14 protein-coding genes are annotated in these 23,301 nt (G+C 68.6%); 4 read left to right on the top strand and 10 right to left on the bottom strand.

The genetic code is table 11. The annotated features are described in order from the left end of the window. Positions 1 to 4 precede the first annotated feature (4 nt). The 9 genes from DEFCA_RS0116430 to DEFCA_RS0116390 form a co-directional block, all read right to left on the bottom strand. On the bottom strand, positions 5 to 451 hold the full coding sequence (locus DEFCA_RS0116430) for a phospholipase D-like domain-containing protein (RefSeq protein WP_025324096.1): 447 nt from the start codon (positions 449 to 451) through the stop codon (positions 5 to 7). 345 nt (positions 452 to 796) lie between these two features. Then, positions 797 to 1,681, bottom strand: coding sequence for a DMT family transporter (locus DEFCA_RS0116425; protein WP_025324095.1), 885 nt, complete (start codon positions 1,679 to 1,681; stop codon positions 797 to 799). 165 nt (positions 1,682 to 1,846) lie between these two features. Then, on the bottom strand, positions 1,847 to 3,817 hold the full coding sequence (gene acs, locus DEFCA_RS0116420; RefSeq protein ID WP_025324094.1) for an acetate--CoA ligase: 1,971 nt from the start codon (positions 3,815 to 3,817) through the stop codon (positions 1,847 to 1,849). A gap of 470 nt (positions 3,818 to 4,287) precedes the next feature. After that, positions 4,288 to 5,685, bottom strand: coding sequence for a sigma-54-dependent transcriptional regulator (locus DEFCA_RS0116415; protein WP_025324093.1), 1,398 nt, complete (start codon positions 5,683 to 5,685; stop codon positions 4,288 to 4,290). Further along, on the bottom strand, positions 5,686 to 7,140 hold the full coding sequence (locus tag DEFCA_RS20995; RefSeq protein ID WP_025324092.1) for a sensor histidine kinase: 1,455 nt from the start codon (positions 7,138 to 7,140) through the stop codon (positions 5,686 to 5,688). Next, positions 7,130 to 7,990, bottom strand: a complete 861-nt coding sequence (locus DEFCA_RS0116405) for a PhnD/SsuA/transferrin family substrate-binding protein (RefSeq protein ID WP_169709620.1) — start codon at positions 7,988 to 7,990, stop codon at positions 7,130 to 7,132. The genes DEFCA_RS20995 and DEFCA_RS0116405 overlap by 11 nt, the downstream gene beginning before the upstream one ends. Before the next feature lie 73 nt (positions 7,991 to 8,063). After that, complete coding sequence (locus tag DEFCA_RS0116400; RefSeq protein ID WP_025324090.1) at positions 8,064 to 12,071, bottom strand: multiheme c-type cytochrome; 4,008 nt, start codon at positions 12,069 to 12,071, stop codon at positions 8,064 to 8,066. A 77-nt stretch (positions 12,072 to 12,148) separates the two neighbouring features. Beyond that, the gene (locus DEFCA_RS0116395) at positions 12,149 to 13,009 is read right to left on the bottom strand and encodes a hypothetical protein (RefSeq protein WP_025324089.1); all 861 of its coding nucleotides are present in this window, start codon (positions 13,007 to 13,009) and stop codon (positions 12,149 to 12,151) included. Positions 13,010 to 13,026: 17 nt separating this feature from the next. Beyond that, the gene (locus tag DEFCA_RS0116390; RefSeq protein ID WP_169709619.1) at positions 13,027 to 14,235 is read right to left on the bottom strand and encodes a hypothetical protein; all 1,209 of its coding nucleotides are present in this window, start codon (positions 14,233 to 14,235) and stop codon (positions 13,027 to 13,029) included. A gap of 368 nt (positions 14,236 to 14,603) precedes the next feature. On the opposite strand from DEFCA_RS0116390, the gene DEFCA_RS19795 reads away from it, so the two are divergent. Next, positions 14,604 to 15,257, top strand: a complete 654-nt coding sequence (locus tag DEFCA_RS19795; RefSeq protein WP_025324087.1) for an ABC transporter ATP-binding protein — start codon at positions 14,604 to 14,606, stop codon at positions 15,255 to 15,257. Further along, positions 15,254 to 16,039, top strand: coding sequence for an ABC transporter permease (locus DEFCA_RS0116380; protein ID WP_169709618.1), 786 nt, complete (start codon positions 15,254 to 15,256; stop codon positions 16,037 to 16,039). Before DEFCA_RS19795 ends, DEFCA_RS0116380 begins: the two co-directional genes overlap by 4 nt. A 247-nt stretch (positions 16,040 to 16,286) precedes the next feature. Here the strand turns inward: DEFCA_RS0116380 and acnA are convergent, their stop codons facing one another. After that, entirely contained in the window at positions 16,287 to 19,064 is a 2,778-nt protein-coding gene (gene acnA, locus DEFCA_RS0116375; RefSeq protein ID WP_025324085.1) for an aconitate hydratase AcnA, read from the bottom strand. A 572-nt stretch (positions 19,065 to 19,636) separates the two neighbouring features. Here acnA and DEFCA_RS0116365 point away from each other — a divergent pair. After that, positions 19,637 to 21,700 (top strand): molybdopterin-containing oxidoreductase family protein, encoded by a 2,064-nt coding sequence (locus DEFCA_RS0116365; protein ID WP_025324084.1) that lies wholly within the window; start codon positions 19,637 to 19,639, stop codon positions 21,698 to 21,700. A 175-nt stretch (positions 21,701 to 21,875) separates the two neighbouring features. Next, positions 21,876 to 23,222: an IS701 family transposase gene (locus DEFCA_RS0116360; RefSeq protein WP_084318607.1), complete on the top strand. Its 1,347-nt coding sequence runs from the start codon at positions 21,876 to 21,878 to the stop codon at positions 23,220 to 23,222. Positions 23,223 to 23,301: the final 79 nt, after the last annotated feature.

Below are 23,301 nucleotides of genomic sequence, written 5' to 3'. Positions count from 1 at the left end.
GCCGTCACAAAAGGGGTGCCAAGAGTTCCGCCAAGTCCACCAGGAGTTCTCCCACGTTGCCCCTGCGGTGAGGAAACGCCAGGGGTCCGGACGCCGACGCGTATTCGGCGGCAATCCGCCGGAGCGCTCTGACGTCCGCCGGGGTGTAGAGCGCCAGCCCGACCTCGAAATTCAGATAGAGGCTTCGCATGTCCAGATTGGCCGATCCGAAAAGACCGAAGCTCTCGTCGACGGCGACGAGATTCGCATGGATCATGCTGCGGCCGTATCCCAGGACCCGGGCTCCCGCGTCCCGCAGGATCTGCAACGGGCGTTCCCGTGCCCAGTCCGCCAGCCGATGGTTCGAACGCTCTGGAACGACGACCGTCACCTCGACCCCGGCCCGGGTCTGGACGGCCAGCATCTGGAGCAGGGCCTCGTCCGGCAGGAAATAGGGCGATACGACCCACACGCGCCGCCGCTCGCGCGGATCTCCGCGAGGTCCCGCTCATCGATCGGGAACGCGGCGCAAACGCGGGGTCGGATCGCACCGTAGGTCAAACAGAGTCCTTGCCCGGCGAACATCGGGCAGGTGAACGCAAGGCTGCAGCAACGCCCGCACCGCAGGCACCGGCCGGTCCGCTCCCGGCGTTTCCGGGCCACGTATCGAGGACGAAGCCAGACGAGCCAGAGCCGGCGGATCTTTCCCAACATCTGGCGCGCCAGCAGCGGCATCCTGAGCCTCGCACAGTGGAAACGGCCTGTGGGGGGGCGTGAGGCGCTGCGCAAGTTGGTGGTCCGGCCGGAGCAGGCCGGGTCAACCCCTTCGGCTCAGGGCCACACCCGCCAGTACAAGAGCCCCGCCGGCCAGCTTCTGGGGGGTGAAGGGTTCGTCCAGGCAGAGCCAGGAGAGCAGACCGCTCACCACGGGTACCAAGTACTGGTACACCACGGTGCGGCTCACGCCCCGCTGCCCGATGGCCCAGTTCCAGAGGCTCACGGCCACCACGATGGGGAACACCACGGAGTAGGCCACGGCCGCCCAGCCGGCCGGGCCGATGCCGGCCCAGTCCTGGCCAAGGAGCGCAGGCACCGCGAACGGCAGGAAGAGGGCCGCGCCGATCTGGAACGTGCGGGTGGTGAGGTAGAACGCCCCGTACCTCTTGAGCAGCGGCTTGTTGAGGATGCCGTAGCACGACCACGACACGGCCGCCCCCAAGGCCAGGAGATCCCCGACCCCGCCACCTCCCCGGGCGAGGAGGCGGGGGCCGACGTAGAACACGAGCCCCACCAGGGCCAGGAAGATGCCGGCCCATTGGCGGCGGCCGACCCTCTCCAGCCCCCAGAGGGTCAGGATCAGGGCGGCCCACATCGGGCCGGTGTTGATCATGAGCGCGGTGGAGAACGCGGTGCCCCGATGGAGCCCGAGGATGAACAGCCCCTGGTACAGGGTGTAACCCACCAGGGCCGACCCCACGAAGGCCTTGCGGTCGGCGCGATCCAGGCGCCCCTCGACCCCTTTGAATCGCAGAAGGATCTCGAACAGCACGGCGATCCCCATGAACCGCAACGCCGCGAGGGCCAGGGGGTCGAACCGGGGCAGGGCCGCCTTCAGGATGACGAAGTTCAGGGACCACAGGAGGACCACCGTCACCAGGGCCAGATCCACGGCCCACGGGGCGGCTTTGGGCTGGGTACGCATCCGAGAGCCTCCGATCGCGAAGGCCCCAACGGGTACCACAGCTCGAGGTGGGAAGGCCAGGGAGAAGAACGGCCCGCGCCTTCTCTCGGCTCTCGAAGATCGGCGACCAAGAAAAGGCCGGCCCTGCAAGGGGCCGGCCTTTTCGATCCATCAAAGGGGGGACGGCTACTTGTTCAGCCGGCCCTCCACGAGCTGGTCCACCACCGATGGATCGAGCAGGGTCGAGGTGTCGCCGAACCCGGCCTCCACCTCGTTGGCCGCGATCTTCCGCAGGATCCGGCGCATGATCTTGCCGGACCGGGTCTTGGGCAGACCCGGCGCGAACTGGATGAAGTCCGGGGTGGCGATCGGCCCGATCTCCTTGCGCACGAGCTGGACCAGCTCCTTGCGCAGTTCCTCCGACGGCTCGGCCCCGGCCACCAGGGTCACGTAGGCGTAGATCCCCTGGCCCTTCATGTCGTGGGGGTAGCCCACCACCGCGGCCTCGGCCACCTTCGGGTGGAGCACCAGGGCGCTCTCCACCTCGGCCGTGCCCATCCGGTGCCCCGAGACGTTGATCACGTCGTCGATGCGGCCGATGATCTGGTAGTCGCCGTCCGCGTCCCGGTTGGCCCCGTCGCCGGTGAAGTAGTACCCGTCGTACTGCACGAAGTAGGTCTGACGGAACCGGTCCGGGTCCCCGAACACGCCGCGCATCTGGCCGGGCCACGGCCGGGCGATGCACAGGGCGCCCTCGGCCTCCCCCTCGAGCACGTGCCCCTTCTCGGGGTCCACCAGCACGGGCTCCACCCCGAAGAACGGGGTGGTGGCCTTGCCCGGCTTCATGTCGATGGCGCCGGGGAGCCCCGTGATCAGGATGCCGCCGGTCTCGGTCTGCCACCAGGTGTCCACGATGGGGCACTTGCTCCGACCGGGGAGTTCATAGTACCAGCGCCAGGCCTCGGGGTTGATCGGCTCGCCCACCGTGCCCAGCAGCCGGAGGGTCTCCAGCTTGTCCAGCCGGCTCGTCACGTACTCGTCCCCCTGGGCCGCGATGGCCCGGATCGCCGTGGGAGCCGTGTACAGGATGTTGATCTTGTGCTTGCCGATGATGTCCCAGTACCGCCCCGCATCCGGGTAGGTGGGCACGCCCTCGAACATCACCGTGGTGGCGCCGTTGCACAGGGGGCCGTACACGATGTAGCTGTGGCCGGTGACCCACCCGATGTCGGCCGCGCAGAAGTAGATGTCGCCGTCGTGGTAGTCGAACACCAGCTTGTGGGTGTAGGACGTGTACACCAGGTACCCGCCGGTGGTGTGCATCACGCCCTTGGGCTTTCCGGTGGAGCCCGAGGTGTACAGGATGAACAGCGGGTCCTCCGCGTCCATCTCCTCGTAGGCGCACTCGGGGCTCGCTTCGGCCACCGCCTCGTGCCACCAGATGTCCCGCCCCTCCTTCATCTCCACCTGCACGTCGTCCCCGACACGGCTCACCACGATGCATGTGCTCACGCCCGGGCACTGGGCCATGGCCGCGTCGGCCTGGGCCTTCTGGTTCACCAGCTTCTTGCCCCGGTAGAACCCGTCGCAGGTGATCAGCACGTGGGAGTCGCAGTCCAGGATCCGGTCCTTGAGGGCGTCGGCCGAGAACCCGCCGAACACCACCGAGTGGATGGCGCCGATCCGGGCGCAGGCGAGCATGGCGATGGCCAGTTCGGGGATCATGGGCAGGTAGATGGACACCCGATCGCCCTTTTTCACGCCCCGGGACTTCAGCACGTTGGCGAACCGGCACACCTGCTCATGGAGCTCCCGGTAGGTGATTGTGCGGTCCTCGGTGGGCTCGTTGCCCTCCCAGATGATCGCCACCTGGTCCCCCCGCTTCTCGAGGTGCCGGTCCACGCAGTTGTACGCGACGTTCAGCTTGCCGTTGAGGAACCACTTGATGTAGACCTCGTCCTTGGAGTACTTCCAGTCCTGCACCCGATCCCACTTCTTGAACCAGGTCACCTGCTCCTCGGCCACCCGGGCCCAGAAGGCGTCGCTGTTCTCCAACGACTCCTTGTAGAGCCGCTCGTACTCCTCCCGGCTCTGGATGTACGCCCGCTTCCGAAACTCCTCGGGAACCGGATACACCTCGCGAATCTCTTCCGCCATGACTGACCTCCTTCTCCCAACGGGTTGAACGAAAACGCGACCCGGCGGTTTCCCCTTCTCCTCCCCCGGGGTCGCCCCTCACGAACCCAAACGCGGTTCTGAGTATACCCATGCGAACCGAAGTCGCGCAATACCCCAAACGTCGTTAGGATCACACGTGGGAACAGCCGGGAGAAGGGACTTCTGCGTCGTGGGAAGAGCGGCTCCCGGAAACCGAGAAAGGAGAGGATCTGCGAAACTCCCGGCGCCCCAGCCCGCATTATTCATGAAGCCTTCTGCTGCAACCGCCGATTGCACGCCATCTCGGGGCGTGCTCGCGCCTCGGGGCTCGACGTACCGTCCAGTACGCCTGCGCCCCTCGTTGCTGCGCTTGCCCCGATCTCACTCACACTCGACGGTTTCGCGACGAACGCTCATGAATAATGCGGGCTAGCCGACCGTGGCACGGGGGGCCGAAACATCGACCCGGCTCAAACGGCGGGGTCCCGAACCCGGATCCCGTAGGTTTCGGCTTTCTTCCGCAGGGTGAGGCGGGTGATGCCGAGCAGCCGGGCCGCGGCGCTCACGTTGCCGCCCGTTCGCTCCAGGGCCTCGGCGATCAGGCTCGCTTCGGCCCGGGCCACGAACGAATGGAACGCGTCGGTCGGGCCTTCGTCGAGGACCCGGGCCGCCAGGGAGCGAAGCTCGGAGCAGACCGCCGTGTCCTCCGCGCACGCCACACCCAACTCCGGGGCCAGGACCTCCCCGCGGGTCGAGGCCAGGAGCCGACGCACCTCGTTCTCCAACTCCCGCACGTTTCCCGGCCACGACCGAGCCTGGAACGTGCGGATCAGGTCCTCAGACACCCCGGTCACGGTTCGGCCCACGGCGGCCCCGTGCTTGCGGGCGAAGTACCGGACCAGGGCGGGGATGTCCTCCCGCCGCTCCCGCAGCGGCGGGAGGTGGATGCGGCCCACGTTGATTCGGTAGAACAGGTCCGAACGAAACGTGCCGTCCGCCACCCGTGCCTCCAGGTCGGCGCAGGTGGCGGCCACCACCCGGACGTCCACCGGGATCTCCTCGGCCCCACCCACCCGCTGGATCCGGCCGCCCTGCAGGACCCGGAGGAGTTTCGCCTGGAGGTCCACCGGGATCTCGGCGATCTCGTCCAGGAACAGGGTGCCCCCGTGGGCCAGCTCGAACTTCCCCAGCTTGCCCCCCTTTCGGGCGCCCGTGAACGCGCCCTCCTCGTAGCCGAACAGCTCCGACTCCAACAGATCCTTGGGCACGGCGGCGCAGTCCACCACGAGAAACGGCCTCCCCGCCCGGTCTCCGTGGTGGACCAGGGCCCGGGCTACGAGTTCCTTGCCCGTGCCCGTCTCGCCGGTGATCAAGCACGGGAGGCTCGTGGCCGCCAGTTGACCGATTCGCTTGTACACCCGAACCATCGCCGGGGAGTTGCCGATGATTCGGTCTGCGCCGGCCTCCGCCTCGGGCCCCAAGGAGACGGCCGAGCGGGTCAGGGCCCGCTGCTTGCGGGCGGCCTCGATCAGGGTCTGCACGTGCCCCACGTCGAACGGCTTGACGAGGTAGTCGTAGGCCCCCTGTTTCATGGCCCGGATCGCCGTCTCGGTGTCTCCGTAGGCGGTGACCATGACGACCGGGAGGTTCGGATGGGAGGAACGCAGCCTCTCCAGCAGCCAGAACCCGTCCCGGCCCGGCATCCGAATGTCGAGAAGCACCAGGTCAACGCCTCCGGGATCGGCCTCCACGGCCGCCAGGCCCTCCTCGGCCGACGCGCAGGCCCGAACGTCGTAGTCCCGCCCGAGGGCACGGCCGAACGAGTATCGAATGTCCGGATCGTCGTCCACCAGGATTACAATACCCACCTACGCCTCCTGTGCTTCCACGGCCCCCCGGATCACGAAACGGGCCCCACCGTGTTCCGGGGCCTCGACGTCGATGTCCCACCCGTGCTGGAGCACCGCCGACCGGGCGATGCTGAGCCCCAGACCCAACCCGCCCTCCCGCCGGGTGAAGAACGGCTCGAACACGCGGCTTCGGAGCTCCTCGGGGATCCCCCTTCCCTCGTCCTCGACCCACAGGGCGAACCGATCGCCATCCGCGGACCACCCCAGCCTCACCGTGCCCTGGGGCGGCGAGTGGGCCAGGGCGTTGGCCACCAGGTTCGTCAGGGCCTGCTCCAGTCGTTGCCGGTCGGCCGTCACTCGTACCGGCGGTCCCGGGTACACATGGATCCGCACCCCTCTTTGCCGGGCCGCCACGGCCTGGGCCTCGGCCACGGCCCCCACCAGGTCCTCCAGGTCCACCGGCGCCGGCCGCAGGGGCCGGGGTCGGGCGAACCGAACAAACTCCTCCAGGACCGCGTCGATCTTGGCCGCCTGGCTTGCGAGAAGATCCAGGTCCTGGCGGGCCACCTCCACGCGGGGGGAGTCCTCGGGGGCCTCGCGGCCCATGGACTCGAGAAGAAGCCGGACCGTGGTCAGGGGATTCTTGATCTCGTGGGCGAGCCCGCCGCCCAGATGCGCCAGGCTCTCCAGCTCTTCGGCTCGCCGGGACGCGGCCTCGGCCCGCCGGACCTCGGAGACCAACGCTTCGATCCGGTCGAGCATCCCGTTCACCCCCTTGGCCAGCCGCCCCGCCTCGCCCCAGGCGGTCTCGTCGGCCCGGACGGTGAAGTCCCCGTCGCTCACCCGGGCCACGACCCGATCCAGCCTCCGGATCGGCCCCGAGATGCGTGCAGCCGCCACCACCGATACTGCGACCGAAACGGCCATGAGGAGGGCGGCCACCCGCCAAAGGGCCCGGTGGACCGGGGCCACCCGCGCCTTGATGCCGGCTCGATCGTAATACACCCCGAACCATCCCAGAACCGCACCGTCCACCTCGGCCGGCCTCACGCTCGCCTTCAGATCGTCGTCCGCTCCGGTCCGGCCGGAAGGGGGACCCGGCTCCGGCTCCCACCCAGGCAGCTGGGTCCGGAACACCACCACCCGCCCCTGGGCATCCCACACCGCGGCCGCGAACCACGTGTGGGGGGCGCTGGTGACCAGACCGTCCACCAGGCGGTACAGCTCGTAGCGGTCGTCCGTGGCGAGCAGGGGTGAGGCCAGCCGCGCCCCCAGGCTCGCCACCTCCGCCGCCCGCTCGGCCCGCATGTCCTCGAGCACGCTCACCGCCCCCCGCTCGAACCAGACCGCGGTCAGCACCACCCCGCCCAGCGAGAGGGCCACCATCACCGCCCACAGGGACGGCACCAGCCCCCACCCGCCCCACCCGGCGGGAGGGCGATCGGTCCCGCGGACGGGCCGATCAGGGCTCACGGCCCACCTCGGCCTCGACCCGGCGGAACAGATCGAGCACCCGCGCGTACCCCTCGGGATCCGGGTCCACGAAGCCGTCGATCCCCAGTTGGGCCAGGGCCATCTGCCCCTCCCCGTCCTGGGACAGCGTCACCAGGGCCCGCTTGAGCTCGGCCCGGACTCCGAGGGACAGGCGCTTCGACACCACGAGGGGAGCAATCGGAAACTCCTCGGACCGCGCCACGACCACGAGGCCCGCCACCGTGTCGGGGCGGGTCGCCACGAGGTACCCCCACACCCGGCTGTCCACGCAGGCCGCGTCCGCCAGCCCCAGGGCCACGCACCGGAGCGATCGGTCGTGGCTCCGGGAGAAAAAGTAGTCGCCCAACCAGCGCCGCGCCCCCCCGAACTCCTTCAGTCGCGCCCAGGGATACACGAAACCGGTCAACGACAGGGGGTCGGTGAACACCATGGTCCGCCCCTCGAGGTCGGCGAACGACCCGATCCCGCTCCCCCTGCGGACCACCAGCAGGGCCCGATACCGGGGGCTGCCACCCATGACGGGCACGAGCAGGGGCTCCCCGCCGCCTCGGCTCACCACGTCGCAGTACCCGCCCGTGCACAGGACCGCCATATCCAGCTCACCCCGCGCCAGCAGATCGTTCAGGCGGCCGTACCCGAACCGCTGCACCAGGTCGACCGGCCGGTTCAGCCGGCTACCCAGGGCGCGGGCCAGGGGCAGATAGAGCGGCCGCGCCACCTCGGGCGACAAAATCGAGGCCACGCCGAGCCGCAGGGGGGGAGCGGACGGGGCCTCCCAGGGCCACGCCACCCCGAGCAACGCCATCACCACGACCACAAGCACTCTCACGCACGAACTCCTACACGACGGGCCGGGCCCCTCACCGGAACCCGGCCCGTCGCCGTCCCAGGTCTGCCGTACGTTACGGAGTCGATACGTGCATGTTCCCGGTGAAGCCGGTCGCGTCGTCCGCCGGCTCCTCCGCATCGTTGTGGCACGCCATGCAAGCGAAGCTCCTGGTGATCCAGGGATACGCGAACTTCCCGTCCGAGGTGAACTGGTCCGCCGCAGACAGATCGATCTTCACGATATGGCTGCGGATGCCACCGAACGCCGGCGCCGGTCCCTCAGGATCGCTCTTCACCGCGCTCTTGGCAAGGCGCGGCATATGGCAGTCCTCGCACTCCACCTCGCCCTCCATCGCGTCCACCGTCAGGTCGTCGTACCCCTCGTGGCAGTCGATGCACTCCTGGCGGATGGCCCGGCCCGTGGACGCCACGTCTTGGTACCGGGTGGTCTTGTGGGGGTCGTGGCAGGTAACGCAGGTAATGCCCGCGTTGTAGTGTGCACCGGTGGGTCCGGCATTCACATCGTCGGGGTTGATGCCACGCAGCTCATCGTACTGCTCGTGATGCTTCACCAGCCCCCCCGAGGCCGCGATCCGGCCCTGAGCGTCGCGGGTGTGGCACCGGCCGCACAGCTCGGCCGTGGTGTCGATCTCGATGTGCTCGGGGTTGCGCGAGAGGGCATGGCTCGATCCCGGCCCGTGGCACGCCTCGCACTGGATGCCGGCCTCGGCGAACCGGTCCCCCCCGAACCCCGGAAGGCCCGGGTTCGCATTGGGGTCACCCAGGTTCTCCGGACCGGTGGTGTGACATTTGAAGCAGGAGTAGTCGTAGGGTTTGTCCACTTCGCCGTCGTCGTAGGCCACCCACTTCCCGAGGTCCGGGTAGGTGCCCTCCAGATCGGTTCGGGGCAGGTTGTACTGGGTGTCCGCACCGGTCACGATGTACCCGTTCTTGTCGATGAACCGGGCCTTCCAGCCGTATCCGCCGATCACGTAGGCCACGTCCGCGTACGAGGTCGGCGGCCCCAACGCATTGTCGCCATCGGTCAGGCCGTCCACCCCAAAGGCCGATGCGTCCGGGATCTCGGAGAACGGGTAGGTGGGCTTGGTGTCGAAGGTCACCTGGTTCAGCTTGTAGTTGTGCCCGGACAGCTTGAACTCCTGATACTGCTCGTCGTGGCACACGGCACAGGTGGCCGTGCCCACGTAGGTGGGCGACTCGTCTGGGGTCTGTACGTGGACCCGGATCTCGAAGTCGACCTCATCGGTCTCTTCCTCGCCGTTGTGGCAGGTCTTGCAGGCGAACTCGGCCGTGATCGCCGGGAACGCCAGCTTTCCGTCCGACGTGAACTGGGAGGAGGCCGAGGTGTCGATCTTGAAAATATGGCTGCGAATGTCGCCCAGGGCCGGGCCCGAGCCCTCTGCCTCGCTCTTGACGGCACTCTTGGCCATTCGCGGCATGTGGCAGTCCTCACAGTCCACCTCGCCGGCCATGGGAGCGGCTTCCTCGGTGAACTCGTCGTAGCCCTCGTGGCAGTCGATACACTCTTGGCGGATCGCCCGGCCCGTGGACGCCACGTCTTGGTACCGGGTGGTCTTGTGGGGATCGTGGCACCCCACGCAGCCCACGCCGCTGGTGTAGTGGCCTCCTTCGGCCGCCCCCGTCACAGTGCCGTCGGCGTCGATCGGAAGCCGGAGGAACTCGTCGTACTGCTCGTGGTGCTTCACGAGCCCCCCGGAAGCGGCGATCCGGTTCTCGCCGTCTCGGGTGTGGCACTCGCCGCACAGATCGCTGGCCTCCATGCTTCCCGCCTCGTCCTCGGGGTGGTCGATGTCCTCCGGGTCGAGCGAGTTGGCGTGCTTGGCACCCATGCCGTGGCACCGCTCGCACTGGATGCCCGGCATGGCGAATCGGTCGCCGCCGAACCCCGGGAGATCGGGGTTCACGTTGTCCGGGTCGTTCAGGTCCTCGGCGCCCGTGGTGTGGCACTTGAAGCAGCCCTGATTGTACTCCTTGTCGACCACGCCGTCGTCGTAGGCCACCCACTTCCCGAGGTCCGGGTAGGTGCCCTCCAGATCGGTTCGGGGCAGGTTGTACTGGGTGTCGGCGCCCGTGACGATGTAGCCGTTCTTGTCGATGAACCGTGCCTTCCAGCCGTACCCGCCGATGACGTAGCTCACGTCGCCGTAGTCCGCCGGAGGCCCGAGGGTGTTGTCGCCGTCGGTGAGGCCGTCCACCCCGAACACCGAGGCGTCGGGGAGTTCGGAGAAGGGGTAGGTGGGCTTGCGCCCGGCCACCACCTTGTTGAGCTTGTAGTTGTGGCCCGAGAGTCTGAACTCCTCGTACTGCTCCTCGTGGCAGGTGGCGCACACCTTCGTGCCGACGTAACCGTCGTCGACCACCGTGATCGTCTCGCCCCCCTCGAACAGATACTCGAAGTACCCCTGGAGCCGGTCGGCCCATGCGTCCTGGGACTCCTCCAACCCTTGCACGTGGCAGCCCCCGCAGGCATTGGGAATTCCCGCAGCCGTGGTTTTGGACTCCTTGGGCTCGATGATCTCGAACGTGTGGCTTCGGATATCGTACTTAATCGCGCTCTTGGCCGTCTTGGGCATGTGGCAGTTGGCGCACTCCGACACCTCGGCAGGGTGCCTCGTATGCCCCTTCACGGTCTCCTCTACGGTCGCCTCGGCCGTGGTATCGCCCTCAACGGCAGCACGAAGGGTGTCCTTGTCGAGGCTGCCGAAAGGCCCGAACCCGGCATGGCAGGCCAGGCACAGCACCACGCCGTCGGCCTCGCCGTCCTCCACCGGGATCGTCACCCCTTCGATCTCCCCCGCGATCGCGGCCTCGACCTCGTCGGCGCCCCGGTGGACATCGTGGCACTCGAAACAGGGGGCGTCATACGGCTTGTCCGGGGCGTGGGGCCCCAGGTTCAGGTCCATGCCCTGTTGGTGGTGGGCCTTGGAGCCCAGAACCGCCCCCGTGTCGGGATCCTTCCAAAGGTCCCCGTCCTTCGTGGTGGGGATGTAGTAGTCGAGCCAATACTCCCCCGGCAGAAACGGAACGAACGAACCGTCGGCCGCCGCCTGGGACGGGTACCCCGTGGCGGCCCCGTTGGCCTCGAACTTGCCGCTCCCCCGGCTGTGACACGACGTGCACACCGAGTTCTTGAGGAGCAGGGTGTCCACCGTATCGGTGTCGCCGTCTCCGTCCACGTCCCGCTCGGCCGCGATGTGGTCGGGGTTGACAATGCTCCCCTCGGCCGTGGGCGCGGCGGCGTGCCGACTGCCCGGGCCGTGGCAGGCCTCGCACCCCACGTTGCGTTCGCCGTTGTCGAGATCCGCGACCCACTCCCCGTTCACGAACACCACCCGGGCCGCCAGCCCGGTGTTGTGGCACCCCGTGCAGCGCCGCTCGTAGGAGTCGTTGACGCGCCCCTTTGTCAGAGGCGTCTCACCGGCTGCGTAGATCGGGTCCCCGTTCTCGTCGTACCAGTTCCCGGGGGAGTATGCCACGTACTGGCGGGTGGTTTCGTTGTACTGAACCGGGAGGATGTAATGGGAGTTGCCGATCTGGGTGACGTAGCGCTGCTTCCACTTGCCGTTGCCGCCCAGCACGTACTTGACCTCATACGTGACCTCTCCGATCGTGATCGTGGGGGTGCCGCCCTCCTTGCCGAGAACCGGGGCCACTCCCTTGGAGGCCTGGGTATCGAACCCGGTCACGTCGTAGCCGGGCTTGGGATCGTTGAAGTCGAGGCCGTCCGTGAAATCATCGACCCCGTTGCCGTCGGAATCGTTGACCAACACCGTGCCGGTGGCGCCCGGTTCGTCCAAGGCCCGCAGCTTGAACTTGTGGAGGCTGTGAGCCCATCCCCCCTTCTCGGCGTGACACTTGAGGCACGTCTCCGACCCCACGTACGAGGCCTTCTGCAGGGCCTCGGAGGTGGCCTCGTCGGCCAGGGTGTCGCCCCGGCCGGCCGGCTCCCGGGCGCCTTCGCCGCACCCGGCCACCGCCAGCAGTCCGGCCACGGCCACGGGGAGCGCCAACCCCGTCCAGAGCGTTCGTCTCCGCATCATGCGCCTCTCCTTTCCGCTGGGTTCTCGGACTCCCGTCGAACCGGTTCCCTTGGGATCCATGGTCTCCCTCCCTTCGCTCAATGACACCGCTGGCACACGGGATCCCTGCCTTTGGGCTCGTGGCACTTCTCGCAGGTCCGCTCATCCGAGGCCCTTGCCAGCCGCTCGTGGTTGCTGTTCCAGTTCTTGGGGTGGGGGCTGGCCTTCAGACCTTGGGTGGCGCTGTGGCACCGTAGGCAGACCTTGCCCCGGGGATGGCACGACTGGCAGGTGGTCAGGCTCCGGCGCGCCTCCCGCTGGTGATCGCTCGTCCACTGGTGGCTCGACAGGATCCCTTCCGGGTGGCACTGCCGGCAGCTGTCCGGATCGGCCTGGAACTGCTCGGCGTGCCGCCGGCCCCCGTCCCCCACGGGCTTGTCGGACCATCCGCGCCGGTGGCTCAGGACCTTCAGATCCTCGCCGCGGAACCGCTTGTGACAGTCCGTGCAGAAGCTCACCTCGTGGCACTTCCGGCAGGCGTCCTCGTTGCCCCAGGCCTTGATGGGATGGATCTCCAGGTAGTCGGCCACGTGCATGTCGGGGCGCTGATGCTTGGGGTCGCCCTTGTGGCAGTCGAGACAGAACTTCTGCTCGTGGCACGAGGAGCAGTTCGCGTTCGAAGCCTCGGCGTCACGCTCGTGCTCGGTGGCCCAGAAGGGGCCGTGGGTCTTGAGCTTGCCGAAGGTGTAGGTGTCGAGCTCGGCCTTTTCGTGGCAGTCGAGGCAGGTCTTCCTGGGAGGCACGATGGTCAGGGCCCCCGGCTTGTGGCAGACGGTGCACTCGGTCACCCCCTCCTGCCGGTGGGTCTCGTGGGTGAACTCCTGGGCCCGGGCCGGCCCGACCAGGAGGGCCGCGGTGAGCCAAGCCGCCCCCAGGACATGAAGCGATCGCGCACGCACGTCTCGTCCCTCCTTTCCTAGAAGTCCCAGTCCACCCGGAGGAGCCCCTCCAGATGGTTCTCACCGCCGCCGTCGACGAGGTTCTCGAGCCGAACCGAGGTGGCGAGCGTCCGGGTCCAGCGGTACTCCACGTAACCCCAGTACGCCGAGGTGGTGTCGTCGTCCTGATCCTCTTCGCGTTGGAACGCCTGGTACTCGGCACCCGCCTCGACGAACAGGTGGTCGTTCCAGAAGTTGCGGCCGGCCACCAGGCGGAAGCCGTCCAGCTCGCCCCCATACCCCCGGCGCCGGTTCAGCGAAAAGTCGATCCGGGCCCCGTACACGTCGAACATCCGGGTCCCGACCTCCCCCTCGAAGGCCCGATCGCCCTCCTCGTACCAGGCCCGGATCACCTCGGCGTAGAGCCTCACGTTGGGCGCCACGTCGTAGCTCGCCTTCAGCCGGCCCTCCTTGTACCGTTCGGTGGCGAACACCGAGTAGATGCTGGTCGAGTCGAACACCGGCAGGCTCTCGAAGTACTCGCCCGTGAAGATCCAGCCGGCCCAGGGGAACAGCCGAAGCCCCAGCAGCGTCTCGCTCACGGTGTCGCCCAGGTAGTCGTACTGCAGGTCCCCGTACGCCCGGCCCCAGTTCCACAGGTCCTGGCTCACCGACGCCCCGGCCATGAGTCGGGCCAGGTCGTACTTGTCGTACTTGGTGAACAGGGCCAACTCGGCGAACGTGTGCTCCAGCCCGTCCAGGTACACCGAGAACCCGCCCAAGGCGTCACCCGAGTTGTACTCGTTCACGTACTGGACGTCGCCCCCACCGAACAGGCGCACCGCCACCGGCCCGGCCACCCGCAGGTGCAGGTCGGCGCCGTCCATCACCGCCGAGCCGGCCGCGTTCTGCACGAACTGCCTGCCGGCCGCGAGGTCGAGGCGGTCCCCCCACAGGTCGTTCCAGTCGGCATACAGGTAGAACACCTTGCCCCTCCAGGGGTCCCCGCCGGTCAGGTCCTTCGTGAGCTGACCATAGCCCCGGATGGAGAGGTCTTGGCCCTGCCAGAGGTCCGAGGCGACGAACGAGAGGTACTGGGACAGGGGGGTGATGTCCCGCCCGTCATAGGCCCTCTCCCACCACTGCAGCACGGTGGAGGCCCGTCCATGGAGCGAGGCCCCGGCCGCCCAGCCGGGGGCCAGGACGAGCACCAACGCGCCGATCCAGGCTCCTGCCCTCCTTCTCATCCGGCTCCGCCTCCTTTCTCCGGGGCCCCAGCCCGGATCATTCATGGGCTGGGGCCCCGTACCCGCATGGTTGCCCACTCCTCGTCCGTCCCACACCACATCCACCGCAAGGTCGCCGTCGGGCAGTATGGCGCCAAAAACCTCGGTGGCAACGCAGACACCTGCCCCCCGGCCCTTTAGCACGATCCGTGCCGCCCCCCTGGGGTCTGAATTTCCCGCCAAACCCCTGCTCTCGGTCGGCGGCCGTAGCCGCAGATGGTCACTGGACGACCAGGTTGCCACCGGAGGTGGCCATCCAATGACCACCCCTTGACGTCCCCCGGGCCGGCCGGCACAGTGGCCGGGATCCGGCGCGGAGGGCGAGAGAGGTGGAGCCGATCCTCGAGGCGAACGGGATGAAGGCCCTGGCGGGGGGGGACACCGTGGTGTCCGGGGTGGAGCTGCGGCTCGGGCCGGGCGAGGTGGTGTGGGTGGAGGGGGCGTCCGGCGCCGGCAAGACCACCGTGCTCCGTGCCCTGGCCCGGCTCACCCCCTGGGAGGGGGAGCTCCGGTTTCAGGGGCAGAGGGCCCGGGACGTCGCCCCCCACCGGTGGCGGGCGTGGGTCACGCTCGTGCCGTTCCCCCCCGTCGGCCTGGCCGACCGCGTGGCCCCGGACCTCGAGGCCCCCTGGGGCCTGCGGGTGCGGCGGGAGGCCCGGCCCCCGGGCCCTGACACGTTCCGGACGGAGCTCGATGCACTGGGCCTCGCAGACATCGGGCTCGACCGGTCGGTGGGGGAACTGAGCCAGGGGCAGCTGGCCCGCCTCGCCCTGATCCGCGCCCTGCTGGCCGGACCCAGGGTGCTCCTGCTCGACGAACCCGGAGCCAACCTGGACCCCGACGCGGCCGGCCGGGTGTGCCGGAGGGTGGCCCAGTTCGCCGCCGCGGGCGGAGCGGCCGTGGTCGCCGGGCACGGGGCGCCCTGGCCCGGCGTCGCCCGGCGGTATCGCATCCGGGACGGCCGGTGGGAGGCGGCGGGGTGAGCGGGGCGATCCCCATCGGTCCCGGCCAGCTCGCATTGGCCTCGGGCTTTCTCGCCGCGGCAGCGGGTCTGTCGCTGGCCCTCGCGCTGGGGCTCACCCGGTCGATCCTGGCGGCTGCGGCGCGGGCCTACGTGCAGCTTCTCGCCTTGGGGTTCGTGCTGCGGTGGGTGTTCGGGGTGGGCACCCCGTGGCTGGTGCTCGGCATTCTCGGGGGGATGATCGTGGTGGCCGCCCAGACCCTGACCGCCCGGCTCAGGGGGGCCCCGCCCGGGCTGTTCCTGCGGGGCCTTGGGGCTCTGGCGGTCTCCGGCTTCACCGTGACCCTGGCCGTGACCGCTCTCGTGGTCCGGGTGGACCCCTGGTGGGAGCCCCGGTACGTGATTCCCATCGGGGGCATGGTCATCGGGAACTCCCTGAACGGCGTGGCCGTGTGCCTCGACCGGCTGTTCGCCGACCTGCGGTCCCGCACCCGCGAGATCGAGGCCCTCCTGGCCCTCGGGGCCACCCCCTGGGAGACCGTGCTCCCCAGCGCCCGCTCCGCCCTGCGGGCCGGGCTGATCCCCACCCTCAACTCCATGGCGGCGGCCGGAATCGTGTTCATCCCGGGGATGATGACCGGCCAGGTGCTCTCGGGCACCGACCCCCGGGTGGCGGCCGCCTACCAGATCGTGGTGCTCCTGATGATCTCGGCGGCCACCGCCGTGGGCTCGGTGCTGTCCCTGGTAGCCGGGTACCGCCGCGCCTTCGACCGGGAGGGCCGATTCGTACTGGGGGACGGTTGACCCCTGGCACCCGGGGGGCCGGCTCATGCGCAAGTTGCCATCCATAGGGTACCCAGCCGGAGGCGGGGCAAGGGACCTGCCTTTCAGGAATCAGGGCTCGGTGGACAGAAGACAGGGAAAACCGCTCCTGCGATTCTTCTGTCCACTGTCCTCTGAATCCTGGGCCCTGACACGGCCGCGCCCGGCTCTCCGACAGGACCCTTGCCCCTCTGATCAGGGGGGCAATAGCTTTGAACGCGACTTGGTATCAATCCTCCCGGGCCAGCCTGCGGAGCACGGTGTGGAGGATGCCGCCGTTGTGGTAGTACTCCATCTCCACCGGCGTGTCGATCCGCACCAGCGCCGGGAAGGCCTTTTCTCCCCCGTCCTCCGCCCGGGCCCGCACCGTGAGGGTCTGCCCGGGGCGCAGGCGGTCGTCCAGGCCCTCCACCGTGAACGTCTCCCGGCCCGTGAGGCCCAGGGACTCCACCGAGTCTCCCGGCTGGAACTGGAGCGGCAGCACCCCCATGCCCACCAGGTTGGAGCGGTGGATGCGCTCGTAGCTCTCGGCGATCACCGCGCGCACCCCCAGCAGGGCCGTCCCCTTGGCTGCCCAGTCCCGGCTCGACCCCATGCCGTAGTCCTTGCCGGCCAGCACCACCAGCGGGGTCCCCTCGTCCCGGTAGCGCATGGCCGCGTCGTAGATCGGCAACACCTCCCCGGTGGGCAGGTGGGTGGTGAACCCGCCCTCGGTGCCGGGGGCCAGCCGGTTGCGGATCCGCACGTTGCCGAAGGTGCCCCGCATCATCACCTCGTGGTTGCCCCGGCGGGACCCGAACGAGTTGAACTCCTCCGGAGCGACCCCCTTCTCGATCAGATACCGGCCGGCCGGGGTGTCGGGCCCGAACGCCCCCGCCGGGGAGATGTGGTCGGTGGTCACCGAGTCGCCCAGCACCGCCAGGGCCCGGGCGTTCTCGATGGGCCGCACGCCCGGCGGATCGAGGGTGAGGTCCTGGAAGAACGGCGGTTCCTGGATGTAGGTGGACGTCGGGTCCCAGGCGTAGAGTTCCGCGCCCCGGGCCTCGATGCCGTTCCACAGATCGGTCCCCTCGAACACCTTGGCGTACTCCTCGCCGAACATGCCGGCCGACACCGCCCGGCCCACGGCCTCGCGCACCTCGCCGTCGGTGGGCCACAGGTCCTTGAGGTACACCGGTTGGCCGTTGGGGTCGTGGGCGACGGGTTCGCGGGTGAGGTCGATATCCACGGTGCCAGCCAGGGCGTAGGCCACCACCAGGGGTGGGCTCGCCAGGTAGTTGGCCTTCACCAGGGGATTGATCCGGCCCTCGAAGTTCCGGTTCCCTGACAGGACCCCCGCCACCACCAGGTCGTTCTCGGTCACGGCCCGGGCCACCGGCTCGGGCAGGGGGCCGCTGTTGCCGATGCAGGTGGTGCAGCCGTACCCCACCAGGTGGAATCGAAGCGCCTCCAGGTAGGGCAGCAGGCCGGCCGCCTCCAGGTACCGGGTCACCACCCTGGATCCAGGGGCCAGGCTGGTCTTCACCCAGGGCCGCACCGTGAGCCCCCGCTCCACCGCCTTCTTGGCCAATAGGCCGGCCCCCAGCATCAGGGTGGGGCTGGAGGTGTTGGTGCACGAGGTGAGGGACGCGATCACCACGGCGCCGTGGGTCAGCGACGCCTCCACCCCGTCCAGGTCCACCCGGACCCGCTGGTCGTTGTAGGTGTCGTGGCGCCGGGGGGCGGGGACCGCCGGCCCGTCCGAGGGGTTCCCCCCTTCGTCGGCCCACCGGCCGTCCTCCTCCGGCGGCGGCAGGTCGGCCCCCACGCCCTTGTTGAACGTGGTCCGGAGGGCATCGAAGAAGGCCCGTTTGACCCGGCCCAGGGGAATGCGGTCCTGGGGCCGTTTGGGGCCGGCGATGGCGGGCTCGACCGTGGAGAGGTCCAGCTCCACCACTTCGCTGTAGCGCAGGGGCGGGGCGTCGTCGGACCGGAACAGCCCCTGCTCCTTGGTGTACCGTTCCACCAGGTCGACCAGGGCCTCGTCCCGCCCGGTGAACCGAAGGTACTCCAGGGTGCCGGCGTCCACGGGGAAGAACCCGGCCGTGGCCCCGTACTCGGGCGCCATGTTGGCCAACACGGCCCGATCGGGCAGGGTCAGGCCGCCCACCCCATCGCCGAAGTACTCGACCAGCTTGCCCACGACGCCGTGCTCCCGCAGGAGCTCCGTGACCCGGAGCACCAGGTCCGTGGCCGTGACGCCGGGACGCAGCTCGCCGGTGAGGCGGACCCCCACGACCCGCGGAACCAGCATGTATACGGGCTGGCCGAGCATCACGGCCTCGGCCTCGATGCCGCCCACACCCCACCCCAGAATCCCCAGGCCGTTGATCATGGTGGTGTGGGAGTCGGTCCCCACCAGGGTGTCGGGAAATGCCACCCCCTCCCGGGTCTGGACCACCCGCCCCAGGTACTCCAGGTTCACCTGGTGGCAGATGCCGGTCGCAGGGGGCACCACCCGGAAGTTGTCGAAGGCATTCTGGCCCCACTTCAGGAACTCGTAGCGCTCCCGGTTTCGCTCGAACTCCCTGCGGGCGTTGAACCCGAAGGAGTCCTCGGTGCCGAACCGGTCCACCTGGACCGAGTGGTCGATGACGAGGTCGGCCGGGATCAGCGGGTTGATCTTCTTGGGGTCGCCGCCCAACCGGGCCATGGCCGACCGGAGGGCAGCCAGGTCCACCACCGCGGGCACTCCGGTGAAGTCCTGCAGGAGGACCCGGGCCGGCATGTACGCGATCTCCCGCTGCTCGCCGACGGCCGGGTCCCACCCGGCCAGGTACGCCACGTCGTCCTCGCCCACGTGGTACCCGTCGCAGTGGCGCAGCAGGTTCTCCAAGAGCACCTTCAGGGTGACCGGAAGCGTGGACACCTCGCCGAGCCCCGCGTTCTCCAGGGCGCGAAGGCTGAAGATGTCCACGGAACCCGATGCGGTCGAGAGGGACGTGCGGGCGTCGAACGGGCTGGCCATCGTGCGGCTCCTCCTGGGCTGGGGTCACATGAAGAGCCGCAAAGGATTCCACACCGCCGTGGCCTTCGCAAGGGGCCGCCCCTGTCGCCTCTCGGCGTCACCCCCACCGGCGGGTGACCCGCCACACCCAGCCGCAGTAGCGACACACGAACCGATCGGACAGGAACACCAGACGGTGGGAACGGCAACGCATGGACGTCTCCTGGGGGACGGAATCGGGAAAAGGGAAATCTGGAGCGGCCGCCTACCGCCCTCACCAGCCCACTCCAAGCAGGGCGCGTGCCATCCACACAACCTCCTGTTTTCCCGGGACGAATCATCGCCCGTGCCCGCTCCAGCTGCCGGCCTCGCGGGAATTCTGTCGCCCCGAGGCGACAACGACCGGGGCAGGGGACCCATCGACCCTTTTGTGTGCCGGGCGGGAGTAGTAACGTACTCGCTTGGGTCTTTCGGTCGTCGGTCTCCGGCCCCGGCCCTGCGGCCCGGTTCGATAATCTCGAGTTTCCGGTCTCCAGTCTCTGAAGGCCCCGCAGGGGCCTGAGGGACTTCCCCCCATCCCCTGGAGAGATGCCATGCGCGACACCGCTGCCGACACCCGCGTGGTCTACACCGACTGCACCCTGTGCTACCACAGTTGCGGATGCAAGGTGACCGTGGAGAACGGACGGGCCGTGGCGGTGGAGGGGCTCGAGTCCCACCCGCTGAACCGGGGCCGCCTGTGCCCACGGGGCGAGGCGGCCCTCGAGAACGTCTACCATCCCGACCGAATCCTCAACCCGCTGAAAAAGGTGGAAGGTGGGTTCCGGGAGATCTCGTGGGAGCAGGCCCTCGACGAGATCGCCGCCCGGCTCGACCGGCTGCGCCGGGAGTTCGGGCCCCAGGTGCTCGGGATGTTCAGCGGGTCCATCGGGGTCGAGAACCTGGAGATGGCCGGCCTGGCCCAGCGGTTCAAGGCGGCCTTCGGCTCCCCCAACTTCTTCTCGGTGGAGAGCGTGTGCTACCGGATGCGCATCCGGGCCCGCCAGATCACCTTCGGCAAGTACCCGACCGAGGAGCTCGACTCCAAGCTCTACATCCTGTGGGGCCACAACCCCGATGCCAGCGACTTCCCCCTGAAGCTGGCCATCGAGCGGAACCTGGCCCGGGGGGCCAAACTGGTGGTCATCGATCCCCGTCGGATCCCCCTGGCCGACCGGGCCGACCTGTACCTGCGGATCCGGCCCGGGTCGGACGCGGCCATGGCCTTGGCCATGATCCACGAGATCGTCGCAAGCGAGCTGTACGATCGGCGGTTCGTCGAGGCGTTCGCGATCGGGTTCGACCGGCTCGTGGAGCACGTACGGCCGTTCACCCCCGAGTGGGCCGAGGAGCTCACCTGGGTTCCGGCCGAGAGGATCCGGGAACTGGCCCGATGGATGGCCAGGACCAAGGGCGCCAGCATCTACCAGGGCACCTGCACCCAGGATCAGACCGCGGCCGGGGTGCAGGCGAGCCGGGCGTTCTCGGTGCTCCAGGTGATCACCGGAAACATCAACGTGCCGGGGGGGTGGGTGATCAGCCCCCGCCCCCGGTTCGGCAACGTGGGCCTCGGGGTGTCCGGGGATCCGCTGGGTTCCGACGAGTACCCCCTGTTCGTGGACCTGTGGGGCCGAAAGAGCCCCTACGGGGTCGTGACCAAGGTGCCCGAGGCGGTTCCCGAGCGGCTCAAGGCGTTCTACGTGGTGGGGGGCAACCCCCTGGTCTCCATGCCCGATTCGAACGCGTTCCGGGAGGCGTTCCGTAGGCTGGACCTGCTGGTGGTCCACGACCTGTTCCTGACCGAGACCGCACGAGAGGCCCACTACGTGCTTCCGGCCTGCTCCCACCTGGAGAAATGGGGCGTGGCCTACACATACAACGTGTGCCACTGCCTGCCGTACATGATGCTCCGGAAGAGGTGCATCGAGCCCCTTGGGGAGTCCCGTTCCGAGTGGTGGGTGTTCACCCAGCTGGCCCGGCGGCTGGGCCTGGAGGAGCACTTCCCCTGGCGTACGGAGGAGGAGTTCGTCCGGTTCGAGCTCGAAACCACGGGCCTCACCTTCGACGAGCTCCTCCACGAGAAACCCGAGGGGGCCTTCTACGGCGAGAAGAGGTACGAGATGCCCCCGAGCCTGCCCACCCCCTCGGGGAAGATCGAGATCTACAGCGAGGCCATGGCCTGTGCCGGCGCCGCCCCCCTGCCGGTGTACCTGGAGCCGGAACGAAGCCCCCTCGGCGCCCCGCCCGAGCTCAGGCAGCGCTACCCCTTGATCCTGACCACGGGCCACCGGAACTACTACTACACCCACAGCCAGTTCCGGGGGATCCGGCGGCTCGTGCAACACAGCCCGGAACCCTACGCCGAGATCGGCCCCGAGACCGCGGCCCTCCAGGGCCTGCGCGACGGCGACCTGGCCGAGATCGAGACCGACCGGGGACGGGTGCGCATGCGGGTGCGGGTGGATCCCCGGGTCGCGGAAGGCGTGGTGTTCGTGCCCCACGGGTGGGAAGGCGATCGGAACGCAAACCGGCTCACGGACGCCCGATGCCGGGAGCCGATCTTCGGCTACCCCCAGATGAAGGCCCTGTTGTGTGCGGTGCGGAGGGTGGGTTGCTAATTCTACTTTGTCAGATTCGCCGAGGCCTTGGCAAAGAGCGGGTCCGGAAGTATAGTAGCTCTGGGATTCATCGTAACACTTTGAAATAAAAGGAGGATTAGAATGATTACTAAATCGGAACTGACTAGGTAATAATTCTTCTAATCTAGCCAGCTCCCCTCACCCCCTCGCGGAGTTGGAGCACGACCTGGATCGGTTCACAGCACGCTACCGATCGCATTTCACCTCTCGTACCCGCTCGTGCGTGAAGGCCGCCGAGGCGTATTTTGCCGGCTTGGCGCAAGCCCGGAAGCGAAACATGGAGCGCATCGCAGAAGTCGTTCCGGACGCCGACGACCAACGCCTGCAGCATTTTGTGTCGTACTCCCCGTGGGATCACCGCGAGGTGATCGACCATGTGGCCCGTGACGCCGACCGGTTGTTGGGAGGCTCCCCCAACACGTGTCTGATCGTGGACGAAAGTGGGTTCCCCAAGAAGGGCGACCGATCGGTTGGCGTTGCGCGCCAGTGGTGTGGGCGCCTGGGCAAGGTGGAGAACTGCCAGGTGGGCGTGTTTGCCGCCCTGGCCCGCGACGGGGAGGTGACGCTCACCGATGCACGGCTGTACCTGCCGAAGGCGTGGGCCGAGGATTCGGCCCGGTGCAAGCGGGCGAAGGTTCCGGAAGCCGAGCGGGGGTATCGCACCAAACCGGAACTGGCCTTGGAGATGGTTCGGCACGCCCGGCGCCTGGGGGTGGAGTTCGCCTGGGTGGGGGCAGATTCGTTCTACGGGGCCGACCCGAAGTTCCTGCGGGGGTTGGACGCCGACGGGGAAGTGTTCGTGGTGGATGTGAAGGCGTCCCAGCGGATCTACCTGGAGGATCCTCGGCCCCAGGTACCCCCGCGGCGCAGTGCGCGTGGGAGAGCGCCCCAACGGCCTCGGGCGCAGGGGCCGGAACCGATCCGGGTGGATGCGTGGGTGCGCAACCAACCGGGGGAGGCCTGGCGGCGTTTGTCGTATCGGGACTCCACGAAGGGCCCACTGTGGGTGGAGGTGCTTCACCGCAGAGTGTGGGTGTGGGACGGGCGGGAGTCCAAGGCCCACTGCTGGCACCTGATTGTGCGGCGCTCGGTGCGCAACCCGGGGGAGATCAAGTACACGCTGAGCAACGCGCCGGAGCAGACGTCGGTGCGGCGATTGGCGTACATGCAGGGGCAGCGCTATTGGGTGGAGCGAAGCCTGCAGGAGGCCAAGAGCGAAGTGGGCATGGCCGAGTATCAGGTGCGGTTGTGGCAGGGGTGGCATCACCACATGGCGATGGTGCTGATGGCGTTGTTGTTCTTGTTGGAGGCACGCCGAAAGCATCGTGGTGCGTTCCCCTTGTTGAGCGCGCGCGACGTGCGGGAAGTGCTCAGCGTTTTGCTGCCGCGCGCGAACGCGACACTGGAAGACGCCTTGGCGCAGATGGCCCGACGTCACCGGCGAAGGGCATCCGCGATGGCATCGCACACCAGAAAAGCCAATCAAAGCCAAGCGTTATGAAAATCTGACAAAGTAGAACTAATTCCAACGAAAATATTCCAAGGCCCGTCCTCCCTTCCCCTCGGGGAGCACGGGGTGG

Source organism: Deferrisoma camini S3R1 (assembly GCF_000526155.1).
In the GTDB taxonomy this organism is placed as follows: Bacteria; Desulfobacterota; Deferrisomatia; order Deferrisomatales; family Deferrisomataceae; genus Deferrisoma; species Deferrisoma camini.
Note: the sequence above shows the minus strand (reverse complement) of the source record. Positions and strands in the feature narration are given on the sequence as shown.